Consider the following 11,857-nt stretch of genomic DNA (forward strand, 5'->3'; position numbering starts at 1 on the left):
TGGTTCCGCGTACGGCAGCCCCAGACGGCCAAGAGGTCGCGGATCCGGAGGGTGGCGCCCTTCAGCCCGATGAGGACGTCGTCATTCGGTGCGATCACGAGCCGCTCCGCTCACGAACCGGCGGCTTCCCCGTAGCTTCCTCCACCAGCTGCAGGAGGCTGTCTACCCGGGCCCGGTGGAACGCCTCAAAGTCGTCCGCGCGCAACGCCTTGGGATCGATCAGATGAGTGCCGACCAGGTCGTCGAACCACGCGCCCGGTGTGCCGGCCTCCTGCTCGAAAGCCTGCAGGTAGTCGGACGGCGCGTTCCTGCCCACTGTGATGCCGGCCCGATAGGACATGGGCGTCTTGTTAACGATGCTGGAAGCCCTGGTGTCGGCCTGGAGGCCATTGCGCTCGAACCACGCCTTGGGGAACACCTGCCGGATGTCGACGTACTGACCGACCAGTGTCTCGGCGGTGATCGGGCTCTCGGTGAAGAACCAGTCGATCGCGCCCTGCTTGATCAGCAGTGCGTAAATTCCCTTGTAGGCAGCGCTGTTGCGGGTGGCCAGCGTACGCAGCCGCTGCTCCTGGAAGGTCGCCTCGGCAATGGTGTCGGGCTCCGGGCCGCCCTGCTTGATCCAGGCCGTCACCTGCTCGACGTCGCGGACGAGCCGGCTGTCCGTGGAACCGCCGTAGAGCTCGCCGAGAACGCCGCACCAGTACCAGCGGGCCAGTTTCGCGCTTGCCTCGGGATCATCGACGGCGTCTCCCAGAATGACGCGGATGGCCGCCAGCGGCACAAGCTGAGTCCGGTACGGCAGGTCGACCTCTCGGAAGACCGATTGGGCGGCGAGGAATTGACCGACCCAGTCGAAGGCGTCCATTACCTTCGGGGCGGTCGCCACATATTCCGCGAGCGGAAGATCGAGCAGGTCCCGGCGCTTGCAGCCGATCGCCGGGGCAGTGGCCGACTCCGGATGGACGGTGAGGAACTCTTGCTTACGAGCGTAGGTCGTGACCAGCGCGATCGCCTGGAGGAAGTCCAGGCTGGTCAGCCCGGTCTCGCGGCCGTTGTCGACGATGCCGAACACCGGGTGCACGGTGGCAAGCAGGGCCTTGGTGGTGCGCCAGTCCTCGGCGAGGTTGAAGTCCTTTCCGTGGTCCGTCGCGTAGCCCGAGTTGCCCGCGTAGGTCGCGGTGAGCAGCTCGAAGACGTTCAGCACTACGCCGCCCGTGTTCACCCGCTCGAAAACAGAGCACACCGCGTCCTTCCGCGTCTCCTTGGGGAGGCGGATGAGCGGGATCTGGAAACTCTTGATTTTGTCAATCACCTTGTGCTGAAACGCGGCCCACATGTCCCAGTGGTCATCGCCCTTGCTTACGAACGCACGGTGCCATTTGCCCGTGCGCTCCGGGTCGAAAACCAGGTTCAGAGGGAAGAGTCTCTCCTCGCACTCCTTCTCAAGAGTCGTGAGATCGAGAGTCGCCCCGCGGCCGAACGCGCCCCGCACGGTGCGCTCTTCGGGGATGGACAGAATCGCATCATCCCGGTCGGCGTTCTCGTCCACGGCCATAGCGATGTCGATGTAGTACCACCGCTTGAGTCGCTTGTTGGCGGCATTGGCGGTTTCCACCGGAAGATCTGATTTGAGCGCCTGGTACAGAGAGGTCAGCCGCTGCTGCCCATCCAGCAGAAGCTGCTGCGGTGCTTCGCTCGGACTGACCGGGGTACCGGCGAGGGGCCGCGCCTTGAACTGGGCCTCGCCACCCGTCTCCAACGTCATCGCCACGCCGAGCGGGTAGTCCAGGGTCACGGTCGCGAGCAGCGCCCTGATCCGGTCGTCATCCCACTTCCACTCCCTCTGGAAGTCTGGGAGTTGGATTCTCCCAGCCGCCACGTCATCCAGCATCTTGCCCAAGCTTGGGCCGTCCAGCGCCACGCAAACCCCCGGCTGCAGTGTTCCTGATCGTAAGTCAGGCAAGCATCCCACTGGGTTGTGTCCCGGGGAGGTCATTTTCGCCAGGCGGACAGCGAGGCGTGGTAGTCCAGGGCAGTGATGGGGTGACGCGAGGTGGGCACAGGACGGCCCGTGCAGTCGCGGTTGCCGTCAGCGGCCAACAGCACCGGGACTTGGTGCCCGTCTCGAGGCCGGTCGCCGGGAGATGCGGTGATAGCGGAGCGCGTCGTGACCGAGAGCATGGCGTGCACACCTCAAGGCCGACCTCTTCATTAGTCATATGATCGACGGGTGGGAATCTCTGATGTCACTCGTGACGGCGTGTTACAGGCACTGGCGGAGTACGACGATGTCGGCGGCGAGGTCTTCCTCGCGCGCTACGGCTTCAAGCCCGCTCGGACTTACCGACTCGTTCATGACGGCCGCCGGTACGACTCCAAGGCCATCGTCGGTGTGGCTCACCGCCATGTGAACGGTCACGCTCTGACCTCCGGCGACTTTTCCGGAGGCGCTGCGACGGTCGTTCCCGTGCTGGAGAAGCTCGGCTTCGTTGTCGAGGGTCCCTCCTCCGCGGAACTTGGGATCGCCGGCTCAACTTTCACGGCCCGTCTACTGGTCTCCCCGGCGTTCGGCAGTGCCGAGTCGCGCCGGCACTGACAGGACACCTTGGATCAGACGGTGCCGTTCGCGGAGTCCGAGTACGCCGAAAAGTTGACAGGCAAGCAGTTGCGGCGCCTCACCGAACTCCACCCCGACGGGAAGTCCCGCTTCTGGGGAGCCACGTCAGGGCACGACGGCAAGATGGCCGAAGTCACCACCGGGGATGTCGTGTTGTTCACCGGGAAGAACCACGTACGTGCCATCGGCGAAGTCGGAGCAATCTTCCGGAACAGCTCGTTCGCCGACGTGATGTGGCCGCCGAAGCCGGGTGGCGAGAGCTGGCACACGGTCTACAGCCTGCGCCAGTTCGTACCGGCGGAGATTCCGTACGCGACGTTGAGCGCGCTCCTCGGGTACAAGCTCAACCACCAGTATCCCGGCCAGTTGGTACTGTCCGGTGAGCGGGCCCAGGCCGGGATCAATGGTCTGCTCATCACGACCAGGACCGCCCTTGAGGAGGCCGGTGCCGAGACGCCGCCCGGCGCGGTGCGCGAGATGCCGGTGGAGCGGCAGCACAGCCGCACCACGACGGTCGAGCGAGCCGCCCAGCAGATGCTCTTCAACCGGGATGAGTCGGCACTGGTCATCGAATTCTGTGGCACTCTCACCGACACCGAGGCGAATCGTTTCTCCAGCCCGGCGGGCGCATCTGCGACATCTATCTGAACGGCCCGAGGGACGTGAGCTCATCGAGGCGAAGTCCCGCGTCGAGCGCGGCCACGTACGCGAAGCGCTCGCCCAACTGCTCGACTACGCCCGGTACGTCCCCGACCGGGTCGACCGCCTCGCCGCGCTCTTCCCCCGAGCCCTTGGCGCGGAGGGAACACAACCTGCTGCACCACTACGGCATCAACATCATCCAACGGACCGCCCCGGGCGTCTTCGATCGCCTCCTGGCTCCTGATGACGCCCGCGAGCGCATGCGCGGCATGTGGGAGTGGCGCGAGTCGTAACCAAGCCGCAGCGGTGTTGCTCCGGGTGAAGGGGTCTCCGGCGCGGTCCCGACAGGAGCTCCACAGCGCCCCAGCGGTCAGTGCCACCCCGCTCTCTCCGTGACCGCCGTTGGGCGGAGCCGAGTAGGGCGGAGGCGACGGGGAGACCGAAGCGGTATTGAGCGCGGTGCCGGTGGCCGCGAGGCACTCCCGGCTCAGTCCGTGCGCAACAGCGCGGCCCGAATCACGGGGTCGCGCAACAACGCGAGAGTCTCAGACTCGTCCGCGAAGACGTCCTCGGCTCCTGGGGTGACCGCCTGGTGGAACATGGCGTGGACGACGTCGGCGGTCGGCTGCTCCCAGATGGTGTCCGCCCAGTCCGCCGCTTCGTCCAGGTCGCCCTTCACGAAGGCCTCGTGCCAACGGTTGAGTAAGGGCGGGGTGGCCAGGTAGGCGCGACGGCGTCCCCGGATGAGGATGGGCCGGTTGAGACCGAAGACCTTGATCGTCGCCTCGCCCCTGTCCGAGAGTTTGACATAGGCGCCGGCAGCGAGCGAGAGGTGCAGATGCGCGGCGGGATCCTCGCTGCTCGGGTCGATGAGCAGGGGCGTTCCGTCGCATGAGATTGGAAAGAGGTCGCGCTTCAAGTGGCTGTTGCACAGGGAGCACGCCAGCAGGTGGTTGTGCCAGTCGAAGGTCCGCAACGGATTGATGCGGACGGGCTCGAAGTGGTCGATGTCCGTGCCCTGGTTGTCTCCGCAGTACATGCAGCGTTCCAGCCCTGGTGCCATCTCCGCCAGGGTGCGTTTGAGCACCGGGTGTACGTGCCTCCTGACGGTGGTGTGCTTCCATAACTCCTTTGCTCGCTGCCCGGGGATGGTGGCCTGCCCGATGTCGCCGGTGTAGCCGGCCATTGATGTCAGCGCAGCCTGCGGGAGCGGAGCCCGGGTGATTCGGATCATGAGTCGTGCCCGGGGCGGCGGGAGCGGAGGCGGGCCGTGATCTCGTCGACGCGGGTTGCTGGGGAACTGGTCAACTTGCGCTTCAAATGGCGGTACTGAGCCTTCTCCTCGTCGTTGGCCTGGCCGCGCACGACGTCCAGTTCCAGGGCGAGGAGTTCATCCCGCTTCTGCTCGGCCTGTTCCGAGTAGGGGGTGTCGAGCCCGAACAGGTCGGAGAGTACGGCGTCGTCCCCGCTGCCGAAGATCACCCGGTCGTAGAGGTGCTGCGGCACGATCTCCACAGGGCTTTCCTCGTCGGGGCCCGGGAGCCGGATCAGGCCGCCGGGGTTGGCTGCCTGGCAGATGTAGGGGCTGTGGGTGGTGACGATGAACTGGATGTTCGGGAAGTGGGCTTTGAGCCAGCCGCCGATTCGCTTCTGCCAGGAGACGTGCAGATGGGCGTCGATCTCGTCGATGATGACGATTCCGGAACTGGGAACGTTTGGGATGCTGTCCGTCGTGTCCAGGATGAGTTCGCCATAGGCGTCGTGGATCTGCTTGAGGATGTCCACGACAAGGGCCGCCACCGTACGGTAGCCGTCGCTCATCTCACGCAGGGGGAACCGGTGGTTCTGGTGGACGACCCACAGCCCTTCGGAGTCGACGTTGTCGATGCGGTAGTCGTCGGGGAGCAGATCGTCGCCCAGAATGGCCAGGGCGGCGGTCTTGAGGTCCCGGGCGCCGTCACGGTCCTCGAACGCGCGCAGGTGCTGCTCGATGAGCCAGCTCACGCCTTCCGCCAGCGACGCGTCCTCATGGAAGAGACTCGTCAGCCGGGCGACTGCGCCCGAGCTGGACATTAGTCGCTGGATGTCGCTGGAGCCTCCGGCGAGCCTGCGGAACGGTCCGTATCCCGCGCAGAACCACCCAACCGGGTTGTCAGCCCACGGGCCACGTTGGGCGACTGGGCGTTCCTTCTGGTAGCCGATGGCGCTCAGCGAGGGCTGGCCGGCCCGGCTGGCACCTGGCTTGCCAGAGAGCGACGAGTTGTCCGCCGCAGTCCACCGCAGCCCTGCCCAGATCGGCCGAACCGGACGCCTCCCCACGGTGAATTGATCCTGCTGAGGGTCGTGGATCAGGCACACCTCGGCCTTCGCCAACGTCTCGTCCCGGGCGACCCACGTGTCGAACCCCGGGACGAGGCTCCGGGCGACAGCAGGTCCGCTGATCGCCAGGGCGACCGCGCGCAGCAGGGTGGTCTTACCGGAGCCGTTGCGGCCTGCCAGCACCGTCCAACCGGCGTACGAGCCGTCGGGCCTGGTCAGGTCCAGGTCGACCTTGCGGGCACCGTGGAAGGACCTGATGTTCCGAAGCCGTAGGTTCTTGAGGTACATGTCTCGTCCGCCTGGATCCCGATCTGAGGTGAGAGCCGGACAACGGATGGCTCTGCGGTGACTCTAGTCCGGCACTGCGTTGGGTCGCCGCAGGTCAGTGGCTTCCTTTCAAGAATGGGCTGTGTGTCCCCGACCACGTGATGGCGAGCTGCTCACGGGCCCGGGTGGCGGCGACGAACACAAGGGAGCGCTCACGCTGCAGGTCGCGGCTGTGCTGGAGGCGTTCCTCGGAGACTGGGGTAGCAGCACCGGGCTGCGGGACGTGATCCGCGCCGCCGCCGATTATCGCGACCGCTCGGTATTCCAGGCCCTTGATCCGGTGCATCGTCATCACATGTCCCCCGGAGCCGATCACTGCGCACCTTGCCATTGGAGTCGAGCAGCAGCACGGATACATCCGCGTCCCCGTCTCCGGCAGCGCTGCTCCAACTCAGGCTCACGATCGCGTAGTCGGCGTCCTCGCTCAGCGTTGCCAGACTGACATTGGCGCCCCTGGCCATCTCCTGCATGAGGTCCCCCCCGGTGAATGGCTGCACGGAGGTGCCCGGACAACCGGTTGTGCTTGAACTTCGTTGGAACGCATCCCCAAGTGTATGAGTTGAACCCTAGCGTCCGAAACGGCACTTGTGGGCGGCGATCCACCTTGCACCGGTGTCATCCACGTGGGCGAATCGATACGGCAAGATCGCCCGAGTCGGTAATTCGAAAGGTGCCGCACCAATGGTTCGGGTACTCGTCTCGGCGCAGTATTCCACTCGCGTTGCAGCATGCTCAGGCGACGTCCAGTAGGTCACGGATGTGCGTCCCGGTGAGCCCGCTATGAGGGTGCGATTTGACGCCGACGAGATAGACGACCCGCCATGCTTACCCATCGTAGGGGCGATGAAAACATGAGGACACTCCTTCTGCGTATTGTCGAGCACTGCGGTGCAACTCTGTGATTGCCCTCGACGTGCTGCGGGCAGGTCTGTAACGTCAATGATTCGTACGGCGCTGAAGAGATCGGCGCTCTGTAGCGGGTGCGCTTCCGGTGGGGGCGCTGCTGTGCTGGGCCGTTGCCGGGAGGACCTGCTGGGCCGGACGGGGGCGCGGCATGGAGGCCAGCGGTTGGATCGAGCGCATCGTCGCGCGGTTCGGGGTGGACTGCAAAAAGATCCTGGGCGTGGGGGAGAACGAAGCTGGAATCCGCAGTGCGGTGGAGAGGCTGCTCGATGACGCGGCCCGGGAGTTCGGATTGCGGCTGAACCTGCATCCCGAGGCGCGAATGCCTGACTTGGGAATCCGGCCCGACTTCGCCGCCAGCATTGGCGAAGACAAGCAACGCATCTTCGGCTACTTGGAATTGAAGAGTCCCACAAAGAAGGACATCAGCCCCGGTGGTCTGCGCGGCGACGACCGCAAGCAATGGGAAGGAATGGCCCAGCTGACCAATGTTATCTATACCAATGGACAATCCTGGTTCCTGTACCGGGTTGGCCAGCAGATCGGCTGTGCGGTCTATCTGGAGGGGGACCTGTACCGGGCAGGCGACCGGTTGCGCGCTCCGGGTGCGGTGGGGGTTGCTTTCGAGAAACTGTTGCGGGAATTTCTGATCTGGCAGCCCAAGCCGCTCCGAAACGTGCGACAGTTGGTCAGTTCCGTGGCCCCGCTGTGCCGGCTGCTCCGGGCCCAGGTCTACGACCGGCTCAAAGAGGAGGAGCGGAGCGGGAACGGGGGAAGCGGCGGGAGGCGCGGGCGGCGTCCGTTCTCTGAACTGGCCGAGGAATGGGAGCATGTTCTGTTCCCCCGTACCGACGAGCGGGATCATCAGACGGCATTTGCTGATCGGTATGCGCAAACAATCACGTTTGCCCTTCTGCTTGCGCGCGTCGAAGAAATCTCCCTCACCGGCCGCACCCTGCATGAGGTAGGTGATCTGCTCCGCGCGGACCACACCGTCATGGGACGGGCTCTTCAGCTCCTTACCGACGACGTTGGGCAGCATTTTAGGAATAGTCTCGATGTGCTGGTGAGGGTAATAGACGCGGTGGACTGGGCAGCCATCATCAAACGCGAGCCAGAGGCGCACGTTTACCTCTACCAGCACTTCCTGCAGGAGTACGACCCGGAATTGCGCAAGGCGTCCGGCACCTATTACACTCCTGCATCCCTCGTGCACGAGATGGTACGACTTGTCGATGAGGTGCTGCGGCTCAAATTGAACTGTGAGGAGGGATTCGCTGATTCCCAGGTCTCTATTATCGACCCGGCAATGGGCACGGGAACCTTCCTGAGCGCGATCATCGACCGTGTTGTCAAGCGCAGGTCTGCAGGAGGCAATGACGGTTTCCGCGCTGAGGCCGTTGAGGAACTCGCCCAGCGCCTGATGGGATTCGAGAAACAGATGGCCGCCTATGCGGTGGCCCAGATGCGCATCGCCCAGACCCTCCGGGGCCACGACTCGGACATCCGACTCAAGGATCTGCGGCTGCATCTCAACGACACTCTCGCCGACCCCTGGAAGCGCAACACGCTGTTCGGGGGCGCTGCCTCGGAGGTGCTGCGTCAGGAGACAGAGCTGGCGAATGAGATCAAGCGCGAGCAGCGGGTGACCGTCGTCATCGGGAACCCGCCCTATCGCGAGCGCGCCCAGGGGGAAGGTGGCTGGATCGAGCAGGGGAGGGAGGGGCACGGCCAGCCGCTGCTTGACGACTTCCGGCTTCGTGGCGCGAACGGTACGCATGAGAACAAACTGAAGAATCTGTATGTGTACTTCTGGCGCTGGGCCACGTACAAGGTCTTCGAGCAGCATCACCCCGAGCACCAGCAAGGCGTGGTGTGCTTCGTCACTACTGCCGGATTTCTGCGCGGGCCTGGTTTCCGGGGTATGCGTGAGTACCTGCGCAGCACGTGTACCGAAGGGTGGATCATCGATCTGACGCCAGAGGAGAAGTTGCCCCCAGTATTGACCCGGTTCTTCCCCGGCGTCCAGCGGAAGCTCGCTGTGGCGCTGTTCGTGCGGAAGCGCAATGAAGACCCGGGAAAGTCGTCCCCCGTGCACTACGTCGCTCTTACCGGAAGCCGGGAAGACAAGCTCCGGCAGTTACAGGAGCTGCGTATTGATGGGCCGGGCTGGCGCACGGCACGGCCGGCCCCGCAATCACCCTTCACCCCGGCTTCCGAGACCGGCTGGGATGACTTTCCGGCGCTTGGGGAACTGATGCCCTGGCAGGAGCCCGGGGTCAAGACGAACCGCACATGGGTGTATGGCCCGGACCGCGACAAGTTGAGAGAGCGTTGGGATCGTCTTGTGCTTGAGCCCGATCCTGAGGTGAAGCGAGGCCTGTTCAAAGAGACCCGGGATCTGAAGCTGGGAAGCGTGGTCAAGAAATCACTTCCCAGACAACGTCCGCGTCCGACAACGCTTATGGAGGAGCGGGGAAGGTACCCGGAGCCAGTCCCTGTCATCCACCGGAGTTTCGACCGGCAGTGGCTTTTGCCCGACAGCCGCGTTATCGATTACCCTCGCCTTAGTTTGTGGGAGGCGGAACGGGGCAGTCAGATTTTTGTCATCGAGCAGCACAGTCAGCCCATTAGGTCAGGACCGGCGGTCATCTTCTCCTCGCTCATCCCTGATATGCATTGCTTCAACAACAACGGGGGCAGGGTCCTCCCTTTGCAGCATGCGGATGGTTCCCCCAACACGGCCCCGGGCCTGCTTGAGCACCTTGCCAACTCATACGGCGTGATGGCTGTCCCGGCAGAGGACCTCCTCTCATACCTAGCCGGGATCACTGCTCACCCGGCCTTCACCCAGCGGTTTACTGAGGATCTCAACTCGCTGGGAGTCAGAGTCCCGCTTACAGCAGATCGTGAACTGTGGAGCGAAGCCGTTCGTCTGGGGCGGCGAGCCATCTGGGCATCGACCTTCGGCGAGCGCTGCGCCAGTGAGGAGGAGGGCCGCTCCCGCGGAATCGCTGGAGTGAAGAACAGCGCCGTGCCGTCTATCACGTATCCCACGGGCATCGACCCCGCCGTACTGCCGGACTTCCTGGGATACGACTCGGAACGCCAAGCGTTGCTGGTGGGCACTGGTGTCTTTCTGGGAGTCAGCGAACGCATGAGGTACTATGACGTGGGTGGCAGGAAGGTCCTCGACGGCTGGCTCGCCGTTCGTGGCAGCAGGCCCACCGGACGTATCGGCAGCCCGCTGGACCGCACACGCAGCAAGCGTTGGAAGCCGGAGTGGAGCACGGAACTTGCCGAGGTCCTCAGTGTGCTGCGGCACCTGACGGAGCTTGAGCCTGCGCAGGCGTCCTTGCTGGAGCGTGTGTTGGAGGGGCCGCTGATCGACGTCGCGGAACTGACCCGCCGGGGCGTCCTCGAACCGCCGGGATACACAAAGGGGGCACGGCTGGCCGTGCCCGACGAAGACGTTCTCCCCGGCCTGGAGGGTCTTCACGGACAGCCGATACCGCCTGTCACGCCGCTGAATCCGGCGCCGCTCGATTCAGCGGTCTCGCCGCCCGCAAGTAGGCGACGTCTCCCCGTCGCCCCGCCTCGGCACGAACCCGGTAAGCCCCGGCGCGAGGGCTGACACAGTCAGATCGTTCCGTCGGCCTGGCGCGGCCCAGGATGTGAACGATCACGAAATTCGTGATCGTCGACACCTGATCAAGCCAACATAGCGAGTTCGTGTTCAGTAGAGGGGCGAGCAAGACGCGGTAGGGCGGACAGCCCAGGGCTTGTTCGCACGGGGCACCAGGCGTTTCGGTTTTCTCTAGGGCTTCCTGGCCCAGGGCAGCCGGACCAGGGGGCTGTCGTCTGAGTGCATTAAGGCCTTGAAGTGATCGACGAGGTTAGCGACGGCGGTGGGGTCGCGGATGACAGCGCCGATCTCCAGGTTGTCGTTGTATGCGTTGTCGGTGAGATTTGCGCTGCCGAGCAGGACGGTTCCCCGGTCGGCGGCGATGACCTTGGCGTGCATGCTGCCGCGCTGGCCGCCAGGGCCGCGCCGCTCGTCATTGGCCCATTGCCACAGGTGTACATCTGCGTGGAAGCGCAGTTCGTGGAACGCGTTGCGCCCGTCGATCTCTCCATACAACTTGCCGCCGGCGCAGCGCGCGGTCTCCAGAACCAGATCCACACTCACACCGCGGTCTGCGGCAGCTCTGATCTCGTTGACGATCTCTTGGATACCGAATGCGGCGTAACTGGTGACCAGGAGCGTGCTGGTGGCGCTTCGGATGACCTCGATCGCGACGGATGCGGTGAGCCTGACCGGGACGGTGTCACTTATGGGGCCGGAGACGGCGATGTCGACATGGTGGGAGGCGAGGTCTTGCTCGTACCGGTTGCTGACAGCTTCCAGGGCCAGGGCCAGCGCCGTGCCGGGCAACTGCGGATCTGTTGCCGTCCAGGAAGACAGCAGCAGGGCAGCGCGCGGCCCGAGGTCTGCGCCCGGGTGCGCGGCGATGAGACGGGACTCGGTGAGTTCGTCGGGGGCGTCAGTGGTGCGCAGGACGCGGATCCAGGCCGTGAGGTGAGTCCCCGGGAGGCTAGCGACGAGTCCAGAGAGCACTTCGGACAGGAGACACAGCCCGGCTGGCATTGTTGCCGGTCATGTCGTAAAGAATCCGCCCGGTCGGCCGCTGAATGTCTCAACGAGCAGTTCGCGGTCCAGGAAGTGGTTGCCCCGTTCGCAGGACGTTTCCGCAGCGAACAGGCAGGCGTGACAGGCGGCACCGTGCAGGCGGCCGTGGGCGACCGCGTCGAGCGTGCCGATCTGTGCGCCGGTCGGCTCGGTCGCGATCGCGGAGGTGAACTGCTTCGCCGTCAGTCCGGCAAGCTTGACGGTCTCAGCCTGAAGGTTGCTTGACCGACGCCGCGTTGCCGCTCGAAATACGCGTCTCCGGAGCCCTTGCCCTCGTCTACGGCATACCTGCACCGCCCGCGCCCCCGACCTCATCACTGCATCGGAACTGGTGTTGACAACGGTGGCCATAGGAT

Annotated in this window: 10 protein-coding genes and 1 pseudogene; 3 read left to right on the plus strand and 8 right to left on the minus strand. The window is 64.7% G+C overall.

Going from position 1 to position 11,857, the window contains the following annotated elements:
- Positions 1–94: 94 nt before the first annotated feature.
- Complete coding sequence (locus tag FCI23_RS09050) at positions 95–1,894, minus strand: DUF262 domain-containing protein (protein WP_136723041.1); 1,800 nt, start codon at positions 1,892–1,894, stop codon at positions 95–97.
- Positions 1,895–2,233: 339 nt separating this feature from the next.
- Here FCI23_RS09050 and FCI23_RS09055 point away from each other — a divergent pair, with 339 nt between their 5' ends.
- Entirely contained in the window at positions 2,234–2,599 is a 366-nt protein-coding gene (locus FCI23_RS09055; protein ID WP_211265255.1) for a hypothetical protein, read from the plus strand.
- Between the two features lie 9 nt (positions 2,600–2,608).
- The gene (locus tag FCI23_RS09060; protein ID WP_136722948.1) at positions 2,609–3,268 is read left to right on the plus strand and encodes a hypothetical protein; all 660 of its coding nucleotides are present in this window, start codon (positions 2,609–2,611) and stop codon (positions 3,266–3,268) included.
- Here the strand turns inward: FCI23_RS09060 and FCI23_RS56245 are convergent.
- The 5 genes and pseudogenes from FCI23_RS56245 to FCI23_RS09085 all read right to left on the minus strand — a co-directional run.
- Positions 3,261–3,431 (minus strand): hypothetical protein, encoded by a 171-nt coding sequence (locus FCI23_RS56245; RefSeq protein WP_169316728.1) that lies wholly within the window; start codon positions 3,429–3,431, stop codon positions 3,261–3,263. The genes FCI23_RS09060 and FCI23_RS56245 overlap by 8 nt on opposite strands.
- A 318-nt stretch (positions 3,432–3,749) precedes the next feature.
- Complete coding sequence (locus tag FCI23_RS09070) at positions 3,750–4,448, minus strand: HNH endonuclease family protein (protein ID WP_246143573.1); 699 nt, start codon at positions 4,446–4,448, stop codon at positions 3,750–3,752.
- 44 nt (positions 4,449–4,492) lie between these two features.
- Positions 4,493–5,869 carry an AAA family ATPase gene (locus FCI23_RS09075; RefSeq protein WP_136722950.1) on the minus strand — a complete coding sequence of 459 codons (1,377 nt, stop codon included), beginning with the start codon at positions 5,867–5,869 and terminating at the stop codon, positions 4,493–4,495.
- 94 nt (positions 5,870–5,963) lie between these two features.
- Complete coding sequence (locus FCI23_RS09080; RefSeq protein WP_246143575.1) at positions 5,964–6,200, minus strand: 3'-5' exonuclease; 237 nt, start codon at positions 6,198–6,200, stop codon at positions 5,964–5,966.
- A 19-nt stretch (positions 6,201–6,219) separates the two neighbouring features.
- Positions 6,220–6,378 (minus strand): annotated as a pseudogene (locus FCI23_RS09085) (TerD family protein); the annotation flags it as partial.
- A 584-nt stretch (positions 6,379–6,962) separates the two neighbouring features.
- On the opposite strand from FCI23_RS09085, the gene FCI23_RS09090 reads away from it, so the two are divergent.
- On the plus strand, positions 6,963–10,445 hold the full coding sequence (locus tag FCI23_RS09090) for a type ISP restriction/modification enzyme (RefSeq protein ID WP_136722951.1): 3,483 nt from the start codon (positions 6,963–6,965) through the stop codon (positions 10,443–10,445).
- Between the two features lie 183 nt (positions 10,446–10,628).
- On the opposite strand, the gene drmC is transcribed toward FCI23_RS09090, so the two are convergent.
- Both drmC and FCI23_RS09100 read right to left on the minus strand, forming a co-directional pair.
- The gene (drmC, locus tag FCI23_RS09095; protein WP_169316729.1) at positions 10,629–11,429 is read right to left on the minus strand and encodes a DISARM system phospholipase D-like protein DrmC; all 801 of its coding nucleotides are present in this window, start codon (positions 11,427–11,429) and stop codon (positions 10,629–10,631) included.
- Between the two features lie 39 nt (positions 11,430–11,468).
- On the minus strand, positions 11,469–11,852 hold the full coding sequence (locus FCI23_RS09100) for a hypothetical protein (protein WP_136722953.1): 384 nt from the start codon (positions 11,850–11,852) through the stop codon (positions 11,469–11,471).
- Positions 11,853–11,857: the final 5 nt, after the last annotated feature.

Origin of the sequence: Actinacidiphila oryziradicis, from assembly GCF_005047355.1 — a bacterium.
In the GTDB taxonomy this organism is placed as follows: domain Bacteria; phylum Actinomycetota; class Actinomycetes; order Streptomycetales; family Streptomycetaceae; genus Actinacidiphila; species Actinacidiphila oryziradicis.

Bases quoted from the DNA above. Each gene is read 5' to 3' on its own strand.
- FCI23_RS09075 (WP_136722950.1), bottom strand. From the start codon at position 5,869: ATGTACCTCAAGAACCTACGGCTTCGGAACATCAGGTCCTTCCACGGT.
- FCI23_RS09070 (WP_246143573.1), bottom strand. From the start codon at position 4,448: ATGGCCGGCTACACCGGCGACATCGGGCAGGCCACCATCCCCGGGCAG.
- FCI23_RS09050 (WP_136723041.1), bottom strand. From the start codon at position 1,894: ATGCTGGATGACGTGGCGGCTGGGAGAATCCAACTCCCAGACTTCCAG.
- FCI23_RS09100 (WP_136722953.1), bottom strand. From the start codon at position 11,852: ATGGCCACCGTTGTCAACACCAGTTCCGATGCAGTGATGAGGTCGGGG.
- FCI23_RS09090 (WP_136722951.1), top strand. From the start codon at position 6,963: ATGGAGGCCAGCGGTTGGATCGAGCGCATCGTCGCGCGGTTCGGGGTG.
- FCI23_RS09080 (WP_246143575.1), bottom strand. From the start codon at position 6,200: ATGACGATGCACCGGATCAAGGGCCTGGAATACCGAGCGGTCGCGATA.